Below are 18,710 nucleotides of genomic sequence, written 5' to 3'. Positions count from 1 at the left end.
TCACTCCTCGCCGTGAGGCACAGCCGCAGCGGTGCCGAGGTAGACCTCTTGGACTTTGGGATCGGCCTGAACCTGCGCGACAGTTCCTTCCGCAAGAACCTTGCCTGCTGCGAGGACGGTGACCGAGGTGGCAAATGCTCGCATGAAGTCCATGTCGTGCTCGACGACAACCACGGTGCGCGCACCACCGATACGACGCAGGAGGTTGCCGGTTTCCTCGCGTTCTTCCAGGCTCATTCCGGCGACGGGTTCGTCGAGTAGAAGTACCGAACAGTTCTGTACCAGAAGCATTCCGATCTCGAGCCACTGCTTCTGCCCGTGCGCGAGGATACCGGCGGGTGTATCGCGTAGAGCTTCGAGTCCGGTGGTTTCGAGGGCTTCCTCGATCTCGGGGAGAACGGATTTGCGGGTGCGCAGCAACTCCCACGGGGAGCGGCCCGCACCGGCAGCGATGTCCAGGTTTTGCAGAACGGAGAGTTCTTCGAAGACGCTGGCGGTCTGGAAGGTGCGCCCGACCCCGAGGCGGGCGATCTTGTGAACCTTCTTGCCCAGCAACTGTTCACCGGACTTGGTGATCGAACCCGTCGCCGGTACCAGTCCGGTGATGGCGTCGACAAGGGTGGTCTTCCCGGCGCCGTTGGGGCCGATCAGAAAGCGAAGGTCACCCTGCATCAGTGTCAGGTCCACACTGTCGACGGCCTTGAACCCGTCGAAGCTGACACTCAAGTTCCGCACTTCCAGGTATTCGGAGGACATTCCGGCATTGCCGCCCAATACGGGGTTCGGTGCGCTTGTGTCGGTTGTACCGGTGCTGGTCATACGGACACCTCCACAGTTTCCGGTTCGCTGATTTTCGGTGTTTCGGGGGTGGTCTTTTCACGCTTGCGGCGGTGGCGCAGGAGCGCAAAGAGTCCGGCGACTCCGGCGGGGAAGAACCCGACGACAACGATGAACATCAGACCCTGGGCATAGATCCAGCCGGACGGCATCTTCTCGGAGAAGGCCGACTGGGCCCAGGCAACACCGATGGCACCGAGCACGGGGCCGAGAAGCGTTGCGCGGCCGCCGATCGCCACGCCGATGAGGAAGGCGATGGAGGGAACGATTCCGACGTCGGCGGGGGAAATGATGCCGACGATAGGTACGAACAACGCTCCGGCGATACCGGCCAGGAATGCGGCGGTGACGTAGGCGACCAGCTTGATGTTGGCAGGGTCGTACCCGAGGAAGCGCACGCGCTCTTCCTGATCTCGCACTGCGACAAGCAGTTCACCGTAGCGCGAGTTCATCAGCTGCCGGATCAGGGCGACGGAGGCGAGGAGCACTCCGGAGGCGATGAAGAACAGCATCTGCTTGTTGGCGGGGTCGTTGAGGTTGAAGCCGAAGAACGTGCGGAAACGGTTGAGTCCGTTGCTGCCGCCGATGGTCTGCTGACCGATCAGCAGGATGGCGAATGCCGCGGCGAGAGCTTGCGAGAGGATCGCGAAGTATGCACCCTTGACGCGTCGTTTGAACACGCCGAGTCCGAGGAGAAACGCGACGGTCGCAGGCAGGAACAGTACCGCGAAGATCGCAACGAACGGGGAGGCAAACGGCTGCCAGTAACCGGGCAGTTCGGTCTTGCCGGCGATCGCCATGAAATCGGGTACCGCGTCACCTTTGAGTTCGGCGTCGGCGATCTTGAGGTGCATTGCCATGACGTAGGCGCCGATGCCGAAGAACACACCTTGGCCGAGGGTGAGCATTCCGCCTCTGCCCCAGGCGAGTCCGATGCCTACTGCGACGATCGCGAAGCACAGGAACTTTCCGAGCAGGGAGAGCCGGAAGTCGGAGAGCACGGCTGGGGCCAGTCCGAACAGGATGATCGCGGCGAGCGCGAATCCGCCCCAGACCCGGATTCGGGGATTGGTCAGGACGCTCATACGAGGCTCCTTGTCTTGACTGCAAACAGTCCCTGGGGACGCACTTGGAGGAAGACGACGATGATGACGAACAAGATGACCTTGGCAATCGATGCGGTGGTGGAGTACTCGATGAAGGAGTTCAGGATGCCGAGTGCAAACGCGGCGATCACTGCGCCCTTCATCTGTCCGAGTCCGCCGACGACCACAACCAGGAACGCGTCGATCAGATACGACTGCCCGATGGTCGGGCTGGTGGAACCGATCAGGGTCAGGGCGACACCGGCAACGCCGGCGAGTCCGGATCCGAGGAAGAAGGTGGTGATATCGGTACGGCGGGAAGATATTCCGCTGGTCTCGGCCAGATCTCGGTTCTGGACTACGGCGCGGATGCGCCTACCCATCGACGACTGCTTGAGTGCCAGAGACAATGCGATCACCGCCGCGATTGCCAGCACCAGAATGAAGATGCGGGTTTTCGGAACTACGGCGCCGAGGATGTCGACACCGCCCGAAAGCCAGGACGGTGCGGTGGTGTTGACGGCAGGCGCACCGAAGATGTCGCGCGCCAACTGCTGAAGGATCAGTCCGACGCCGAACGTCACCAACAACGTGTCGAGCGGGCGGTGGTACATCCGTGACACCAGAAGCACTTCCAGGGCCACACCCATCAATCCGCCGACGATGAAACCGACCAGTAGAGAGATGATCAACGAACCGGTTGCATTGGAGATTACCTGCTGTACAACGTAGGCCGTGTACGAGCCGGCCATGATGAACTCGCCGTGGGCCATGTTGATGACACCCATTTGGCCAAACGTGAGCGATAGTCCCAATGCAGCCAACAACAGAATCGAGCCGATGCTCAAACCTGTGAACAGCTGTCCGATCACAACATCCATGACAGACGTTCCACCTCTCTACCAGTCGGTTTCATTGCGGTCAGGTTGTTACTTGCTGGCGCCGAGACCCGAGGCCCACGGGTAGCTCTCGAGGTACGGGTCGGGCTCGATCGGCTGACCGGAATCCCAGACGGTGTAGATCAGTCCGTCGCTTCGGATTTCGCCGATGCGGGCGGTCTTGGTGATGTGATGGTTGTCGCCGTCGATGGTGACGAGGCCTTCGGGGGCTTCGAAGGTGACGCCGTCGGCGTTGTCCTGAATATCCTTGACAGCAAAGGAATTGGCCTTCTCGGCCGTGTTCTTCCACAGGTACACCGAGGTGTATGCAGCTTCCATGGGGTCGGACGTCGGCTTGTTCTGGCCGTACTTCGCCTTGTATGCCGCGACGAACTTGTTGTTTTCCGGGGTGTCGATGGTCTGGTAGTAGTTCCAGGCCGTCAGCTGTCCTTCGACGTTCTGCACGCCGATGCCGCCGACCTCTTCCTCTGCGATGGACACCGAGACAACAGGCATGTCGGCCGGCTTCAGCCCCACATTGGTGTACTCGCGGAAGAACGCGACGTTCGAATCGCCGTTGAGCGTGTTGAATACGGCGTCGGCGTCAGCCGTGCGCACCTTGTTGACGATGGTGGAGAAGTCGGTCGAACCGAGCGGCGTGTAGTCCTCGCCCTTGATCTCGATGCCGTTTGCTTCCGCGTACGCCTTGATGATGCGATTGGCGGTCTGCGGGAAGACGTAGTCACTTCCGACCAGGTAGAGGGACTTGACGCCCTTTTCCTTCAGGTAGTCCAGTGCCGGGATGATCTGCTGATTGGTCGTAGCGCCGGTGTAGAAGATGTTCTTGGAATCCTCGAGGCCCTCGTACTGAACGGGGTAGTAGAGGAGCGAATTGTTGTCTTCGAAGACCGGGAGCATGGCCTTACGGCTCGACGACGTCCAGCCGCCGAAAACGGCTGCGACACAGTCGCTGCTGATGAGCTTCTCCGCCTTTTCTGCGAATACCGTCGGCTCGGATGCGCCGTCCTCGGCGACGATCTGAACCTTTTTGCCCAAAACGCCACCGGCGTCGTTGATCTCCTGAACTGCGAGTGCAATCGAATCGCGCACTGTCACTTCACTGATGGCCATGGTGCCGGACAACGAGTTGAGTGAACCGACCTTGATCGTGTCGCCGGAGGTGTCGACGCACGATGCTGCCGTGGTGTCACCCGACGTCGTATCAGAGGCTTTGCTTCCGCAACCGGTGAGTACCAAACCCAGAGCTGCAAGAGCTGCCGGAGCGGCGAGGGTGCGCTTCGAGAAGGTTCGCATAGACGGGCCTTTCGTCTTCATGACTTCAGTACCTGCTTTTCGCCGACGTGCAAACAGGGGCGTGGCTACAGGTACATGGCTTCGGGGAACGGACTACCGGATGTGATGTATCCGGCTCGCGTATACGGCGTTGTATTCGTCGATGCGGATGAGCGTAGGGAGAACTTGTTTCTGAAAGAAATAGACTCGATCACCATCGTGTGTCCGATATGTCGGTTGGATGAACGAGTGCTCACTCCGCAGGTCAGAGCAGGCTCGGTGTTAGCATCCTCGATATTCGATCAAGCATTCGCTTGACGATTGATGAGGGGATTAGACCAGTGCGTTCGACCCGACGGGAAGAGATACTCACTCACGCGGCAAAATTGTTCAGCGAGCGTGGTATCGCGGCAACGACGGTGCGAGATATCGCCGACGAGGTCGGAATTCTGTCCGGAAGCCTCTATCACTACTTCGAATCCAAGGATGCGATGGCGCACGAAATAGTCGTGCGTTTCCTCGAAGATCTCAACATCAGATACGAGGACTCGATCGAACCTGGCGGATCAGCTCGCGACCGGTTGGCGTCCATGGTCGAGGTCTCGTTCAATACCGCGCTCGACCACCCATACGCCACCGAGGTCTATCAAGGCGAGGCGATCCTGTCGTCCCAGCCATCCGACGCGCCGATCACCGTTGCGGTCCAGAAGGCGCACAGCTACTGGCGCACGGCAATTGCGAGTGGGATTGCAGACGGGGAGTTTCGCGAAGACATCGATCCTGAACAGTTTCATCGGTTGATGCGGGAGTCGGTGTGGTCGACGGTGGCTCAATACCGTTCACAGTTGGCCGAGCTGGCGCCGGAACTGCAGCGGAATTTGATCCTGGTGTTTCTCGACGGTTTTGCCCGCCGCGGAGACGGTTCCACAGCGCTCGCTCGGGTGAAGGTCAAGGCTGACAATGTCGACGTTGCACCGCCGGTCGGTGAGGTTGCCGAACTGCGTTCGGACGTCGACGAGTTGAAGTCGGTTATCCGCGATCTGAGCACCGCGATTCGCGATCTGCAGGCCGAACAACGGGGCTGATCGCTCCCTGTTACGGCGGTTTTGACTATCTATGTGACCCAGTGCATACTTCTGCCCAGCGTCGTGAATCAAGCGCTTGTTTGATTTACCAAATATCGTTTGGACAGGAGTGGGATGTGAGACTCGGGAAGGCAATAGCCTTAGCCGCGGCAGTCGTGCTCGGGGCAGGTGCGTGTGCATCTGCCGGAGTCATTCCGGACAACGAGATCGTGATCGGGCTGGACGAGGATTCGACGGGCCCCGGTGCGTCGTACAGCACCATCGCGGGCAAGACGGTCCGCCTCAGCGTCGACTTGATCAACCAGGCAGGTGGGATCAACGGCAAGCCCGTCCGCCTGGTTGTCGAGAATGACGAGAGCAGTCCCACCAAGACGCCGTCGATCATTCGTAAGTTGGTCGATCAGGGCGCAAGTGCCGTCATTCTGGCGACCGGCAGCGGCTCGGTCCTGCAGGCGAAGTCGATTCTCGAGCAGTCGAAGATCCCGGCGATTGCGCCCGTTGTCCTCAGCGACGCGTTTGCTTCCCCTCCTGGCAACGACTATTCGTTCATGATTCCCAACTCGCTCAAGCAATATGCCGAGGTGTATTGCGGAGCGTTCGAGAAGCTGGGCTACCGCTCACTCGGAATCCTCGGTGATGCAAGCGCTTCCATCGACGGCATCATAAAGACGCTGCGTCCGGCGCTGGAGAAGTGCGCAACGGTCACTGCCGTCGAGAAGGCTCCGGTAGACGCCGCGGACCTCACGGCGCAGGTGTCGCGACTCGCGGAAACGAAGCCTGACGCCATTCTTGTGGCCAGCATCGGTGGGCACTTCGAGATTCTGGTGCACAACACACTTTCGAAGATCGTTCCCGAGACGCAGCGTTTCTCACTGGCCTCCATCGGAAACCAGCCGGCGTCGTGGGCTTTGGCCGATCCGAAGGCCCTGAGTGGCATGGTCTACATGGGATCGCTCAGTGCCGACAATGCGCGAACTGCGGAGTTGACCGAGAAGGTCCGGGCGGTCAAGGGCGCCGACTATCAGTTGACCGCCTACGACGCGCAATCGTACGACGCGGTCATGATGCTGGCGAAGGCCATCGAGATTGCCGGTGATCATCAGGACCGGACCGCCGTTCGTGATGCACTCCAGCAGGTTTCGGGTCTTCCCTCCAGTTTCGGCCAGGACGATTTGACACTGTCCTTCAGCCCGGGCGACCACTTGGCCCCGGACAGCCTGTGCGGACTGGTGCTCATCGAATTCGGTGACGACAACAAGCCCGCCCATCCGTGGGATTCCTATCAGCCCCCGTGCGGATAACCGAGGAGCTTTGACATGACAGACGCACAACTCTGGCTTGCAGCCATCGAGATCGGTGCTTTCTTCTCGTTGATCGCCCTGGGGATGTACCTCGTGGTGGTCGGCGCGGATTTCTTCAACTTCGCGATGGGTCCGTACGCCATGGCAGCGGCTATGGCGAGCAGTTGGATCGCGGTCAATCACGGGCTGGCTCTGTGGTTGGCCATGCCACTGGGAATTGCTGTTGCAGTGGCGCTTTCGGTGCTGACCGAAAAGCTGGTGGTAAAGCAGGTTCAGAAGCGTTCGGGGCGCGGTGAGCTGCCGGCCTTGGTAGCCGTGACGGCGGTGCTCTTCGGTATTCAGCAGCTTGCGGGAACCGTATTCGGGCGTACGCCGTTGCCCGGGCAGAAGATCTTCGACTTCGATCCGATCACCGTTGGCGGCGCGACGCTCGACAGCGCGACTGTAGTTCTGATCGTGGCCACTGCGCTGGTGTTCATCGGAATCGGACTGTGGCTGAACAGGTCTACCGCCGGCCGGTTGCTGCGCGCGGTGGGCGACAACCCTGAGGCAGCACGGGTACTTGGCTTGCCGGTCGACCGTGTTCGACTGATTGCCTTCACACTCGCGGGCGTCATCGCCGCGATCGCCGGACTGTTGTTCGCTCCCAAAGCCGGCGTGCAGTTCACCAGTGGATTGTCCTGGACGCTCACCGCATTCATCGCGCTGGTCATCGGCGGTACCGGGCGTAGCTGGGCACCGCTGATCGGTGGAATGTTGCTGGGCATCGTCCAGGTGTTCGCGCCGTACTACTTCGGTGCCAGCGCCGCACAGACCGCGATCCTCCTGATCGCACTGGTCTTCTTCGCCTTCCGCCCGGAAGGTCTGCTCTCGAGAAAGGTGCGCGTCTGATGGGTGCGATAACCACACCTCGCGCGATCAGGTCGCGAGCGCGGCTCGGCAACGTGTCGCGAGAAGCCCTGATTACGGTGACAGTTGTTGCCGTACTTCTCCTGTGGATGGGGCCGAGCCTGTACCGGCAGGACCTTATCTTCCTGGCCGCGACGTACTCGCTGATTGCACTGGGGATGTATGTTCCCTTCGTTCTGGCAGGTTCCCTGTCGATGGCCTACAGCGCCTACGCGGCGATCGGGGCTTACGCGGTTGCCTTGATGTCGGTGAAGACCGGGATGTCGATGTGGTGGGGGTGGCTCATCGGCGCTCTGGTCGCGGCGTGTGTGGCAGTGCTGCTCAGTCTTGCCACGCAGAAGCTTTCCGGGTTCTACCTCGCCGCTGTGACTCTGCTGTTCGGAATTGCCTTCGAGCACTGGCTCATCGACGGACCGAGTTTCACCGGCGGTTCGGCGGGAATCTCGGGCGTCGCGGCTCTCACGATGTTCGGCTGGGAACCACCTCGCTATGCGTTGGTCGTTTTCGCGATTCTGTTCGTCTGCGCCATCGCCGTTGCGGTCGATCGACTGCGGAAGTCCGTGTGGGGCCTGATGTTGCAAGCTTCGCGGGACAATCGGAACGTCGCCAGGGCATCCGGTGTCAACCCGATGCATCTGACCGTCGTGGCACTGGCTATCGGCGCGGCAATCGCGTCGACCGGAGGATCGCTTTTCACCGTCTCGGTTCAAGCGGTGACGCCGGAAACCTTCACGCTCAGCATCGTCTTCCTTGCCATCTTCATGCCGATCATCGGTGGCCGCGGTTCCGCGTGGGGCGCGCCGCTCGGCGCTCTCATCGTGGTGATCGTGACACTCAACATGCCCGGCTATCAGGGCAGTGGTGAACTCTTGCTGGCGGGTGCGGTTCTGGTCATCCTGATCGTCGCACCTGGCGGCGTGATCGGTTGGTCTCGCGCGTTGATCAACCGTCTGACTGCTACCTACCAGGAGCGTGATTCCCGATGACCGATCCGTTGCTCGAGGTTCGTGGGCTCCACAAGTCCTACGGCGGTGTGCGTGCCGTCGACGACGTGTCGTTCAGTGTCGGTCGCGGTGAGGTGATCGGTCTGGTCGGACCGAACGGCGCAGGCAAGACAACACTCGTCGACTGCATCTTCGGTACCCAACAAGCCGATTCCGGAACGGTCACGCTGGCCGGTAAGGCGCTGAGCGGCCCGTCGGAACGTCGTGCCAGGCAGGGGCTCTCGCGTACGTTCCAGCATCCGCAGTTGGCACTCGAACTCAATGCCCTCGACAACATCATCCCGGGACTCTACGGGCACCGGATCACGTCGCCGCTGCGCTCGCTGTGGTGGGCGATCAAGGGGCCGTTCGAGAACTGGGACAGAGCGTCGGACCAGGCTTCGGCGCTGGCGCGGGAGTATTCGATCAGCGACACCGAAAGCGCGTGCGGGGATCTGAGTCTGGGAGCGCAGCGGTTGGTCGAGGTTGCGCGTGCGATGGCCACCGGTCCGGAAGTGCTGCTCCTGGACGAACCGTTTGCAGGCGCGGATCACGACGGCATCGACGCTATTTCGGGCGCTGTCCGTTCCATTGCCGCGCAGGGCAAGGGTGTTGTTCTCGTCGATCACAACGTCGACCTCATCGCAGAACTTGCGACAACGGTTGTCCTGCTGAACTTCGGCGGCGTCGCGTTTTACGGTCCGCCGCAGGACTGCCTGTCCAGCGACGCGATGCGTGAGGTGTATTTCGGTTCCGACGACGAAGAGGGTGTGAGCAATGCTCGAGGTCGATAAGGTCACTGTCCGTTACGGATCGGCCATCGCGGTACGCGACGTCAGCTTCGTCGCTGCCCCCGGTCAGGTCACCGCGCTGGTCGGACCCAACGGTGCGGGCAAGACTTCTCTGATGGGTGCGATCTACGGTTCCGTACCGGCGTCCGGCCGGATAACCGTCGATGGCCGCAGTGTCGAGAAGATGTCGGCACTCGAACGCGCACGCAGCGGTTTTGCTTATGTTCCGCAGGGACGGCAGTTGTTCATGCGCATGTCGGTCCGCGAAAATCTACGCGTGGGTGCCGATCTTCTAGGTCTGAACGCGGACGCAGTGGATTCGGCTTTTGCGCGCTTTCCCATTCTGAAGGACCGCGCCGAAAGTTTTGCCGGGGTACTCAGTGGTGGTGAGCAGCAGATGCTGGTTCTGGGCCGGGCGTTGCTGGCAAAACCGTCGTTGCTGCTTCTCGACGAGATGATGACCGGTCTCGCGCCCAAGATCGTGGCTGAATTACGCACGCTTGTAGGACAACTGGCATCGGAAGGGGTTACGGTGATTGTGGCCGAGCCCGCTTTGTCAGCATTGAAGGCGGTCGTGGACCGTGGGTACGTGATGCAACGCGGCGAGATTGTGCGCGAATGCGATTCCGCCGCTTCGCTGGATGCTGCTTACAAATTGTCGATGGGCGTGCACAGCGCCGAGGGGAGATGAACGACGATCATGCAGGAACCCACAACGTTGGACGTGGCAATCGGCGAGTTTGCCCTCGATCCGGATCGATTTTCCGGCGTCAGCATCAGTGAAATAGTCCGTCACTGGTCGGAGACCATTCCGGACCGCACGGCCTTCATCACCCCGACTTCGCGAATTTCGTGGGCGCAGTACGACGCGGCCGCGGACGCCATTGCGTCGGCACTCGAACTTTCCAGTGAGGGATACGGGCATGTAGCGGTGCTGCTTCCGGACACCATGGTCTTCCACGCCGCGCTGTGTGCCGCGTACCGGACCGGCCGGGTGGCCGTGGGAATCGGGTCGCGATCCGGGCTCCGCGAGATCTCGCATCTGATCGAACGTTCCGACGCCACAGTTCTGGTGACGACGCGATCTTTGCGCGGCGTCGACACCACGGAGTTGATCTCACAACTGCGACAGGCGCATCCCACCCTCGACGTGGTGTTTGCCGACGACACCGGAGCCGTGAGTTTCGAACGGGCCGCCGCGGTGGGAGGTGTTGTCTCTCTTCCCGTGCCGAAGCGGGTTTTCGAGGCCTCGAGCCCGACCTTCTCGACGGCTGCCGTGTCCATGCTGAACTCGACGTCCGGTACGACCGGACTTCCGAAGCTGGTGACTCAGACGGAAGATCGGTGGGTTGCATTCTCCGAGATCGGCGCAGAGGCAGCCGATGTCGGACCGGAAGAAGTCTTCCTCGGGGCGGTTCCGGCTCCCTTCGGTTTCGGCCTGTGGACGTCGCATTTCCTGCCCGCGTTGCTCGGCGCCCCCAACGTGGTCATGGAGCGATTCGACGTCGCGGTGATGATCGATCTCATCGAACGTGAAGGCGTCACCGTGTTGAACTGTGTGAGTACACAATTCAAGATGCTGTTGCGATCCGACGCCGCTGCGAGCGCAAACCTCGATACGTTGCGCGTCATGTTTACCGGGGGAGAGGCGGTTCCGTACTCGGAGGCGCTGGCATTCGAGGAACGAACCGGAGCGGCAGTGCTGCAATTCTACGGTTCCAACGAAACCGGAGCAGTCTCCGTCACCACCGTCGACGACGACTCCGACACCCGGCTGCGTACCTGTGGTCACGTCATCGACCGGATGCAGGTTCGGGTATTCGACGACGCCGCAACAGAAGTGGTCGGATCCATGCGCCGCGGGCAACCGGCGGTCAACGGACCGTTGATGTGTCAGGGCTACTGGGGCGACGTCGACGCCAACAACGAGCTGTACACCGAAGACGGCTGGATGCTGCTCGGCGACATCGTCGAAATCGACGAGGACGGTCGCGTCCGCGTTGTGGGTCGTAAGGCCGACATCATCATTCGCGGTGGCAAGAACATCTCCGCCGTCGAAGTCGAGGAATACGTCCGTGCGCACCCGCTGGTGGATTTGGTTGCCGCGGTCGGCGTCGACGACGCTCTGTTCGGGGAAAAGGTGTGCGCCGTTGTCGTGACCACGGACAGTGAGGCACTGTCCGCGGCAGAGCTCACCGAGTGGATGCGTGAGCAGGGCATCACTCGCGAATACATTCCGGAGTATGTGATGACGCTGGCGGAGTTGCCTATGGCAGCCGGCGGAAAGGTTGCCAAAGGCGCCGTCAAGGAACTTGTGCGCGAGAAACTGGCTGAGGCGATCTGTTGATCCGGCGGCTTCGACGGTGTCGGGTTAGTCTGATTCGGACCTAGTGCCGAGCTGTCAGGACTCCGATGCCATATCGACTCAGGACACCGATGTCCCATCGACTCATGACTCTGCTTCGCAGTCCGAGACCCGGCGCGCTGATTGTGCGCTGGGTTTTCGGCCGTGACGCAGCAAAGGTCACCGACAAGCTACGCAAGCACGCGCCGGGAGGCGTCGACGCTATTCGGGATCAGTACTATCGCACCGATGATTTCGACGCCCGCCTGGACGTGTATTTCCCGGCTGGTACGCAGACCGCGCTCCCCACAGTGGTGTGGACACACGGTGGTGCCTGGATTTCCGGCAACAAGTCCAACAACGCCACGTACTACGAGTTACTTGCCTCGCGCGGTTTCACCGTGGTGTCGCTGGACTACTCCATCGGACCCGAGCATCGGTATCCAACCGCGATCGGTCAGCTCAACGACGCACACGCGTACATCCTCGCGAACGCCGAGAGGTTGCACGTCGATCCGTCGAAGATATTTCTGGCCGGTGATTCGGCAGGTGCTCAGTTGTCGAGCCAATTGGCAACGATCATCACCAATCCGGAGTACGCGGACCTTGTCTGTGTGAAGCCGGCCTTGCATCCGGATCAACTGCGCGGAGTTGTGCTGAACTGCGGAATCTACGATGTTGCGAACATGGTGGGTGGCCCCGGCATCATCGGCTGGGGTGTCGATCGCTCGCTGTGGGCCTATACCGGTGATCGCCTTTTTGTCGATAGCACAGCGGCGCAACAGATGTCGACGCTCCATCACGTCACGGCCGATTTCCCGCCCGCCTATATCAGTGGCGGCAATGCCGACCCGCTGACAGATCGTCAGTCGAAACCTTTGGCCGACAAGCTGACTGGATTCGGCGTCAAGGTGGACACCTTGTTCTTTCCGGAAGATCACGAGCCGCCGCTCGGACATGAGTACCAGTTCAACCTCGATGGTGCAGACGGTGTGGTGGCGTTCGAGCGCACCGTGGATTTCCTGTCGGCGCGGGTTGATTGATCGTATCCCCTTGTTCTGCTTGAGAATTTGACAATCCCGGCAATCTGGTCGTCGATAATTGACAGGCAATTCCCAGGAACCGCATCTCCGCTAGCCTTGTGCCGATGCTGTTTCCGACGCCCAGGAGTTGCCGTGCCCAAGTCGTCCACACGTCGATCGCCCAGGTGGGCGCTCGGCCTGTTGAGCGCGGTGTTCACGCTGATGATTATCGGCGGATTGGCGACGTACTTCAGCCCATGGCCGGGGACGTTGGCAATGCGGTGGATGGCGGAAGGAAGTGCAGATTCGGTTTCTGCGACGCTGTCGGAGTTGGCTCCGTCCGGCGTCGAGACGCGTACCGATGTGACCTACCGCGACGGCGATCCGGATGCCCTACTCGACGTCTACTTCCCGGATTCGGCGTCGGCAGCGCTGCCAACACTCATCTGGACTCATGGTGGTAGTTGGATCTACGGCGACAAGGAAGATTACTCGGGCTACTACAAGAGTCTTGCCGGCCAAGGGTTCACGGTCATCTCCCTGGACTACTCTCTGGGCCCGGACGCGACGTACCCGACAGTGCTCCATCAACTGAACGACGCCTATCGGTACATCACCGACAATGCGGAGCAGTTGCACGTGGATCCGAACGCACTCTTCCTCGGCGGCGATTCTGCGGGCGGCCAGATCTCGAGCCAGATTGCTGCAATGATCACCGACCCGGTCTACGCCGCCGAAGTCGGAGTCACGCCGAGCCTGTCGCCGCAGCAGGTCCGGGGCGTCGTCCTGGACTGTGGCGTCTTCGATATGTACGAATTCCTCGATCCCGACGGCAGATTCGGGTGGACGGCAGACCGCGAATCCGTTTGGGCCTACACCGGGACCAAGGACTTCGAGAACTCACCGGCGGTCAGGCAGATGTCGACGATAAACATCGTCACATCGGCTTTCCCCCCGACCTTCATCACCGGCGGCAATGCTGACGAACTGACCGCCGGCCAGTCGAAACCGTTTGCGGACACACTTATTCGCCTGGGTGTCGACGTCGACGCGCTCTTCTACCCGGATGACTACGAACCGGCGCTCGAACACGAGTACCAGTTCGATCTGGATACTCCCGACGGGCAGATCGCGTTCGATCGCACGGTCGCATTCCTGCGTGCGCATTCGCAGTAGCGTCGAGCCTCTATCGAATTACATACGGCGAGATCGAGCTTCGATGCTCGCTGATGTCCAAGGCCTTGCCCAATGGAGGGAAGGCGCGCTGGGGGCAGTTCAAGCGTTCGCACACTCGGCAACCCGAACCGATCGGTGTGCCGGGATTGGACTCGTCCAAGTCCAAGCCGTCGCCGTAGACGAGACGGTGGGCATGGCGGATTTCGCAGCCCAATCCGATGGCAAAGATCTTCTGAGGCTGGCCGTACCTCGCGGCCCGACGCTCGACTGTCCGCGCCACCCACAGGTACCGTCTGCCGTCAGGCATCTGGGCGATCTGCGGCATGATCTTGCCCGGGTAGGAGAAGGTTTCGTACACATTCCACAGGGGGCAGGTGCCGCCGCTGGTGGAAAAGTGAAAACCGGTGGCGGACTGACGCTTCGACATGTTTCCGGCGCGGTCGACGCGGACGAACATGAACGGGACACCGCGCAGTTTCGGTCTCTGCAACGTCGACAGTCGGTGGCAGATCGTTTCGTAGCTGGCAGAGTAGAACGCTGACATACGTTCGATGTCGTACCGGAAATCTTCGGCCACATCGTGAAACTGTCCGTAAGGGAGGACGGTAGCCGCGGCGAAGTAGTTGGCCAGCCCGAGGCGAGCCAGCGACACCGATTCCTCGCTGGTGAAGTTGCCTTCGGCGACGAGGGAGTCGAGTAGGTCGTTGTGTTCGAGGTAAGCGAGCTCGGTGGCGAACTTGAATACCTGCTGACCACCGGAGAGGTGCGACGAGATCTCGAGGACCCGGTTCACGGGGTCGTACCGATGCAGAATGTTCTCGCCGAGGTCGATTCGGCGAACGATCTGCACGTCGTGAATCGTTTCCAGACGGCGAGCGATTTCGCCCGCGATGTCGCCACGGTGGAAACGCAGGCGTGACGTCAGTTCTTCCGCGGCAGTATCAAGATCGTGGATGTAGTTCTGCCGTTGGTAGAAGTAGTCGCGGACTTCCTCGTGGGGCATCGTGATGGAACCACTGCCGCTGCCGTCCGAAAAGCGATCCTCGGTGGCCGCGGCCAGCTGCGCCGTGGTGTTGCGGAAGCGGCGGTGCATGTTGACCATCGCCTTCGCCAACCCCGGATGGCTCGACACCATCTCGGCGATCTCGTGCGCGTCGGCGTCGATACCCATTTCCTGATCGAGAGCCACCTCGCGCATTTCGGCGATCAGTCGAGTGTCGTCCTGCGACGAGAAGAAGGTGGTGTCGACACCGAACACCTCGCTGATCCGCAGCAGGACCGGCACCGTCAGCGGGCGGACGTCGTGCTCGATCTGGTTGAGGTAACTTGCCGATATTTCGAGCGTCTTTGCCAACGACGCCTGGCTCAGCCCACGCTCGGTACGCAGTTGGCGGAGCCGGACACCGACGAAGGTTTTCGACATTCAGCCAGGATACGAGGGGTGTAGGAAGTTCGCAAACTTGTGTTTGCAGACTTAACCTAGGCTTTGTTCTCCGCACGCGGAGCACCCATGCCGGGATCGATCTGGAACGGACCGTTCGCAGACGGGGCAAGTGGGAAGTCGAAGATCGCGGTCGGGAGATACACCGTCGAGCAGGAGTTCGGAATATCGACGACGCCGGAGAGCCTGCCTTCGATCGGCGCGGCGCCGAGTAGCAGATATGCCTGCTCCGGTGCGTAGCCGAACTTCGTGAGGTATTCGATCGCGTGCAGGCAGGCGCGCTGGTAAGACAGATGGGAGTCGAGATACTTCTGCTCACCGTCCAGCGTCACGGATGTGCCCGAGAATGCCAGCCACTCGGAGTACTGCGGATCTGTGTTGCCTGGCATGAAGATCGCATTCTCGGATACCCCGTAGGTGTCCATGCCGCCTTTGATGATGTCGACGCGCAGATCGATGAAGCCGCCCATCTCGATGGCGCCGCAGAAGGTGATCTCACCGTCGCCTTGGGAGAAGTGCAGGTCGCCGACGGACAGGTTCGCTCCGTCGACAAATACGGGGTAGAAGATTCGGCTGCCCTTGGTCAGGTTCTTGATGTCCTGGTTGCCGCCGTTCTCGCGCGGGGGAGCCGTGCGGGCAGCCTCGCCGGCAACACGCGTGTAGTCGTCGCCGGTGAGGGTGCCGAGTACGGCGTCACGGGGCTCGGGTGGAAGTGCCAGCGGGGGAACGCGATTGGGATCGGTGGCAATCAATGCACCTTCGCGGGCATTCCACTTGGCGAGCAAGGCCGCTGACGGCGCAGTGCCCATGAGTCCCGGGTGCACGATGCCGGTGAACGACACGTGTGGGATATGGCGCGACGTAGCGGTCTGTCCCGAGAAATCCCATACCGCTTTGTATGCGTCGGGGAACTGCTCGGTGAGGAATCCGCCGCCGTTGTTACGCGGGAAGATGCCGGTGTACCCCCAGCCCTGGCCGGCCAACGGTCCCGAATCTTCTTGGGGGATAGGGCCGATGTCGAGAATGTCGACGATCAGGAGGTCGCCGGGCTTTGCCCCTTCGACGGCAAACGGGCCGGAAAGCGTGTGCACGGTGGTGAGGGGCGCATTGAGGATGTCGTCCGCGGAGTCGTCGTTGTGAATGGCACCGTCGAACCACTCGCGGCAGTGAACACGGAACGCATCGCCCGGCTTCACCGTGACTGCGGCCGGAATATCAGGGTGCCAGCGGTTATGGCCGACGATGGCCTGCTCGGTGAACTTCTTGGTGGAATCGAGGGGGAACAGCAACTCCGGCATGTGAACTCCTCATCATCGAAGGTGATACTCAGGGGCGAGGTAGCTTGCGGTGCAACGGATTAGACGTAGTCGGGGTGACGGTGCGGCGAGTGCCCGGTAGTGAGCCGTTGACTACTGCCGGCTCGTGTGCGGATCGCGCAGTGGCGTCGAGTAGTCCCATCGCGGCAGAGGATGCGTGACTCAATCTCGGTGTGGACATCACGCGTCGGGAATCAGCGGAGCATTGTGGGCACACAATCGACGAGGGAACCTCGGCCATCGCAAACGACCGTTCGAGCGGTCCGCAGCCGGTGCAGCGAAACTCGTACAGGGGCATGGCCGTCACGCTAGTGGAGGTTGGCGTCGGCGGCAGCGGAACGGCGAGCCCAGGTGCACACAAGTGTGCGAAATCAGGCCGAAGCGCACGTTTCGAGGCAACTTGTGTGCAATAAATCCCGCCTGCGCACGGTGAATCTGCGAATTCCACCCAGACGGGCGTGATTGCGGTCACTTCGAGTCACAAAATGTTGCTGGGAGTGATGCTGGAGTTGCCCATCGGCGGCGCGCTTGCGTCGTCGCAGTAGGTTGCGTGCATTTCGTTCACAGCCTGCAGTTTCTTGCTACCGGCCAGTAGGAAACCTGCCCGATTGGCGAGGTTTGAACCCCTCTCGATCTTCGCAGTCTTAGCAAAGTGTGTTGAAAAGCTAGCGAAGATTGGCATTAGCAACAGGTAGACGGCACTTTTTCGATGTGTCATTCTCGATGAGTACACAAAAAGGGCCTGGCAAGGATGTGAAGCAGTACGCACGTACCGCTCACAACGGGCCGGACCAGTAGATCAAAGAGATGGAGTCTTGATGTCGACCACCGGCACCCCGAAGACCGCAGCAGAGCTTCAGCAGGATTGGGACACCAACCCTCGCTGGAAGGGCGTAACTCGTAACTACACGGCCGATCAGGTCGTCAAGCTCCAGGGCACCGTCGTCGAGGAGCAGACCCTCGCTCGCCGCGGATCCGAGATCCTCTGGGATCTCGTGAACAACGAGGACTACATCAACTCCCTCGGTGCACTTACCGGCAACATGGCTGTGCAGCAGGTTCGCGCCGGCCTCAAGGCCATCTACCTCTCCGGCTGGCAGGTTGCCGGCGACGCTAACCTCTCGGGCCACACGTACCCGGACCAGAGCCTCTACCCGGCCAACTCGGTTCCGACCGTCGTTCGTCGCATCAACAACGCACTGCTGCGCGCCGACGAGATCGCCAAGACCGAGGGTGACACCTCCGTCAGCAACTGGCTCGCTCCGATCGTTGCCGACGCCGAAGCCGGCTTCGGTGGCGCTCTCAACGCATACGAGCTGCAGAAGGCCATGATCGGCGCCGGCGCAGCCGGCGTTCACTGGGAGGATCAGCTCGCTTCGGAGAAGAAGTGCGGCCACCTCGGCGGCAAGGTGCTCATCCCCACGCAGCAGCACATCCGCACCCTGACCTCGGCTCGTCTGGCTTCCGATGTCGCGGACGTTCCGTCCGTCATCATCGCCCGCACCGACGCTGAGGCCGCAACCCTCATCACCTCCGACGTGGACGAGCGCGACCGCCCGTTCCTCGACGGAACCCGTACGGCTGAAGGCTTCTACGGCGTCAAGAACGGCATCGAGCCCTGCATCGCTCGCGCCAAGGCTTACGCACCGTACGCAGACCTCATCTGGATGGAGACCGGCGTGCCGGACCTCGAGGTTGCAAAGAAGTTCGCCGAGTCCGTTCGCAGCGAATTCCCGGACCAGCTCCTGGCCTACAACTGCTCCCCGTCCTTCAACTGGAAGGCACACCTGGACGACGCGACCATCGCGAAGTTCCAGAAGGAGCTCGGCGCGATGGGCTTCAAGTTCCAGTTCATCACGCTCGCAGGCTTCCACTCGCTCAACTACGGCATGTTCGACCTGGCCTACGGCTACGCCCGTGAAGGTATGACGGCATTCGTCGACCTGCAGGAGCGCGAGTTCAAGGCTGCCGAAGAGCGTGGCTTCACCGCCATCAAGCACCAGCGTGAGGTTGGCGCCGGCTACTTCGACACCATCGCCACCACGGTTGACCCCAACACCTCGACGGCAGCTCTCAAGGGCTCCACCGAAGAGGGACAGTTCCACTAAGAACTGACATCGGGTGGGGGAGAGGCTCGGCTTCGGGTCTCTCCCCTGCTTGTATCACCGCACTACTTCTCTTTCGTCTTCAAAGCAGTTCCGATTGCGCCGGCCATCAGCGTCGACGCGGTTCGAAGTGCTTCCACAGCT

Annotated in this window: 17 protein-coding genes; 10 read left to right on the top strand and 7 right to left on the bottom strand. The window is 61.1% G+C overall.

The annotated features are described in order from the left end of the window. From urtD to urtA, 4 genes are read right to left on the bottom strand one after another with little or no spacing between them, the layout of a single operon-like run. A complete protein-coding gene (gene urtD / locus EEB13_RS06215; RefSeq protein WP_033235556.1) occupies nucleotides 1–819 on the bottom strand; it encodes an urea ABC transporter ATP-binding protein UrtD in 819 nt (272 codons plus the stop codon). Then, on the bottom strand, nucleotides 816–1,922 hold the full coding sequence (gene urtC / locus EEB13_RS06210; RefSeq protein ID WP_033235555.1) for an urea ABC transporter permease subunit UrtC: 1,107 nt from the start codon (nucleotides 1,920–1,922) through the stop codon (nucleotides 816–818). Before urtC ends, urtD begins: the two co-directional genes overlap by 4 nt. Then, the gene (urtB, locus tag EEB13_RS06205) at nucleotides 1,919–2,803 is read right to left on the bottom strand and encodes an urea ABC transporter permease subunit UrtB (protein ID WP_033235554.1); all 885 of its coding nucleotides are present in this window, start codon (nucleotides 2,801–2,803) and stop codon (nucleotides 1,919–1,921) included. The genes urtC and urtB overlap by 4 nt, the downstream gene beginning before the upstream one ends. A 48-nt stretch (nucleotides 2,804–2,851) precedes the next feature. Then, nucleotides 2,852–4,114: an urea ABC transporter substrate-binding protein gene (gene urtA, locus EEB13_RS06200; RefSeq protein ID WP_033235553.1), complete on the bottom strand. Its 1,263-nt coding sequence runs from the start codon at nucleotides 4,112–4,114 to the stop codon at nucleotides 2,852–2,854. Between the two features lie 320 nt (nucleotides 4,115–4,434). Here urtA and EEB13_RS06195 point away from each other — a divergent pair, with 320 nt between their 5' ends. From EEB13_RS06195 to EEB13_RS06155, 9 genes are all read left to right on the top strand, one after another. Further along, nucleotides 4,435–5,178, top strand: coding sequence for a TetR/AcrR family transcriptional regulator (locus EEB13_RS06195; RefSeq protein WP_095886764.1), 744 nt, complete (start codon nucleotides 4,435–4,437; stop codon nucleotides 5,176–5,178). Nucleotides 5,179–5,294: 116 nt separating this feature from the next. Further along, nucleotides 5,295–6,479, top strand: coding sequence for an ABC transporter substrate-binding protein (locus EEB13_RS06190; protein ID WP_141484848.1), 1,185 nt, complete (start codon nucleotides 5,295–5,297; stop codon nucleotides 6,477–6,479). Nucleotides 6,480–6,494: 15 nt separating this feature from the next. Continuing rightward, nucleotides 6,495–7,370, top strand: a complete 876-nt coding sequence (locus EEB13_RS06185) for a branched-chain amino acid ABC transporter permease (RefSeq protein WP_033235550.1) — start codon at nucleotides 6,495–6,497, stop codon at nucleotides 7,368–7,370. Continuing rightward, a complete protein-coding gene (locus EEB13_RS06180; protein ID WP_141484847.1) occupies nucleotides 7,370–8,374 on the top strand; it encodes a branched-chain amino acid ABC transporter permease in 1,005 nt (334 codons plus the stop codon). Before EEB13_RS06185 ends, EEB13_RS06180 begins: the two co-directional genes overlap by 1 nt. Then, the gene (locus tag EEB13_RS06175; protein WP_141484846.1) at nucleotides 8,371–9,165 is read left to right on the top strand and encodes an ABC transporter ATP-binding protein; all 795 of its coding nucleotides are present in this window, start codon (nucleotides 8,371–8,373) and stop codon (nucleotides 9,163–9,165) included. Before EEB13_RS06180 ends, EEB13_RS06175 begins: the two co-directional genes overlap by 4 nt. After that, a complete protein-coding gene (locus tag EEB13_RS06170; protein WP_092802221.1) occupies nucleotides 9,149–9,853 on the top strand; it encodes an ABC transporter ATP-binding protein in 705 nt (234 codons plus the stop codon). The genes EEB13_RS06175 and EEB13_RS06170 overlap by 17 nt, the downstream gene beginning before the upstream one ends. A gap of 9 nt (nucleotides 9,854–9,862) precedes the next feature. Continuing rightward, on the top strand, nucleotides 9,863–11,509 hold the full coding sequence (locus EEB13_RS06165; protein WP_141484845.1) for a class I adenylate-forming enzyme family protein: 1,647 nt from the start codon (nucleotides 9,863–9,865) through the stop codon (nucleotides 11,507–11,509). A 104-nt stretch (nucleotides 11,510–11,613) separates the two neighbouring features. After that, entirely contained in the window at nucleotides 11,614–12,549 is a 936-nt protein-coding gene (locus tag EEB13_RS06160; RefSeq protein ID WP_233366049.1) for an alpha/beta hydrolase, read from the top strand. Between the two features lie 132 nt (nucleotides 12,550–12,681). Then, complete coding sequence (locus EEB13_RS06155) at nucleotides 12,682–13,704, top strand: alpha/beta hydrolase (protein ID WP_233366048.1); 1,023 nt, start codon at nucleotides 12,682–12,684, stop codon at nucleotides 13,702–13,704. 10 nt (nucleotides 13,705–13,714) lie between these two features. Here EEB13_RS06155 and ramB read toward each other — a convergent pair whose 3' ends face one another. The 3 genes from ramB to EEB13_RS06140 are packed head-to-tail and all read right to left on the bottom strand — an operon-like array spanning nucleotide 13,715 to nucleotide 16,759. Further along, nucleotides 13,715–15,127, bottom strand: coding sequence for an acetate metabolism transcriptional regulator RamB (ramB, locus tag EEB13_RS06150; protein ID WP_033235543.1), 1,413 nt, complete (start codon nucleotides 15,125–15,127; stop codon nucleotides 13,715–13,717). Nucleotides 15,128–15,183: 56 nt separating this feature from the next. Further along, on the bottom strand, nucleotides 15,184–16,443 hold the full coding sequence (gene fmdA / locus EEB13_RS06145) for a formamidase (protein WP_045063930.1): 1,260 nt from the start codon (nucleotides 16,441–16,443) through the stop codon (nucleotides 15,184–15,186). A gap of 28 nt (nucleotides 16,444–16,471) precedes the next feature. Further along, nucleotides 16,472–16,759 carry an FmdB family zinc ribbon protein gene (locus EEB13_RS06140; protein WP_072782287.1) on the bottom strand — a complete coding sequence of 96 codons (288 nt, stop codon included), beginning with the start codon at nucleotides 16,757–16,759 and terminating at the stop codon, nucleotides 16,472–16,474. 520 nt (nucleotides 16,760–17,279) lie between these two features. Between EEB13_RS06140 and aceA the strand changes: the two genes are divergently transcribed. Further along, entirely contained in the window at nucleotides 17,280–18,569 is a 1,290-nt protein-coding gene (aceA, locus tag EEB13_RS06135) for an isocitrate lyase (protein WP_003941533.1), read from the top strand. The last annotated feature ends 141 nt before the right edge of the window (nucleotides 18,570–18,710 follow it).

The organism is Rhodococcus sp. WS3, assembly GCF_003797085.1.
In the GTDB taxonomy this organism is placed as follows: domain Bacteria; phylum Actinomycetota; class Actinomycetes; order Mycobacteriales; family Mycobacteriaceae; genus Rhodococcus_F; species Rhodococcus_F globerula.
Note: the sequence above shows the minus strand (reverse complement) of the source record. Positions and strands in the feature narration are given on the sequence as shown.

Excerpts from the sequence above, each read along its gene's own strand:
- urtD (WP_033235556.1), bottom strand. The coding sequence starts at position 819 with ATGACCAGCACCGGTACAACCGACACAAGCGCACCGAACCCCGTATTG.
- urtC (WP_033235555.1), bottom strand. The coding sequence starts at position 1,922 with ATGAGCGTCCTGACCAATCCCCGAATCCGGGTCTGGGGCGGATTCGCG.
- urtB (WP_033235554.1), bottom strand. The coding sequence starts at position 2,803 with ATGGATGTTGTGATCGGACAGCTGTTCACAGGTTTGAGCATCGGCTCG.
- urtA (WP_033235553.1), bottom strand. The coding sequence starts at position 4,114 with ATGCGAACCTTCTCGAAGCGCACCCTCGCCGCTCCGGCAGCTCTTGCA.
- EEB13_RS06185 (WP_033235550.1), top strand. The coding sequence starts at position 6,495 with ATGACAGACGCACAACTCTGGCTTGCAGCCATCGAGATCGGTGCTTTC.
- EEB13_RS06180 (WP_141484847.1), top strand. The coding sequence starts at position 7,370 with ATGGGTGCGATAACCACACCTCGCGCGATCAGGTCGCGAGCGCGGCTC.
- EEB13_RS06175 (WP_141484846.1), top strand. The coding sequence starts at position 8,371 with ATGACCGATCCGTTGCTCGAGGTTCGTGGGCTCCACAAGTCCTACGGC.
- EEB13_RS06170 (WP_092802221.1), top strand. The coding sequence starts at position 9,149 with ATGCTCGAGGTCGATAAGGTCACTGTCCGTTACGGATCGGCCATCGCG.
- EEB13_RS06165 (WP_141484845.1), top strand. The coding sequence starts at position 9,863 with ATGCAGGAACCCACAACGTTGGACGTGGCAATCGGCGAGTTTGCCCTC.
- EEB13_RS06160 (WP_233366049.1), top strand. The coding sequence starts at position 11,614 with ATGACTCTGCTTCGCAGTCCGAGACCCGGCGCGCTGATTGTGCGCTGG.
- ramB (WP_033235543.1), bottom strand. The coding sequence starts at position 15,127 with ATGTCGAAAACCTTCGTCGGTGTCCGGCTCCGCCAACTGCGTACCGAG.
- fmdA (WP_045063930.1), bottom strand. The coding sequence starts at position 16,443 with ATGCCGGAGTTGCTGTTCCCCCTCGATTCCACCAAGAAGTTCACCGAG.
- EEB13_RS06140 (WP_072782287.1), bottom strand. The coding sequence starts at position 16,759 with ATGCCCCTGTACGAGTTTCGCTGCACCGGCTGCGGACCGCTCGAACGG.
- aceA (WP_003941533.1), top strand. The coding sequence starts at position 17,280 with ATGTCGACCACCGGCACCCCGAAGACCGCAGCAGAGCTTCAGCAGGAT.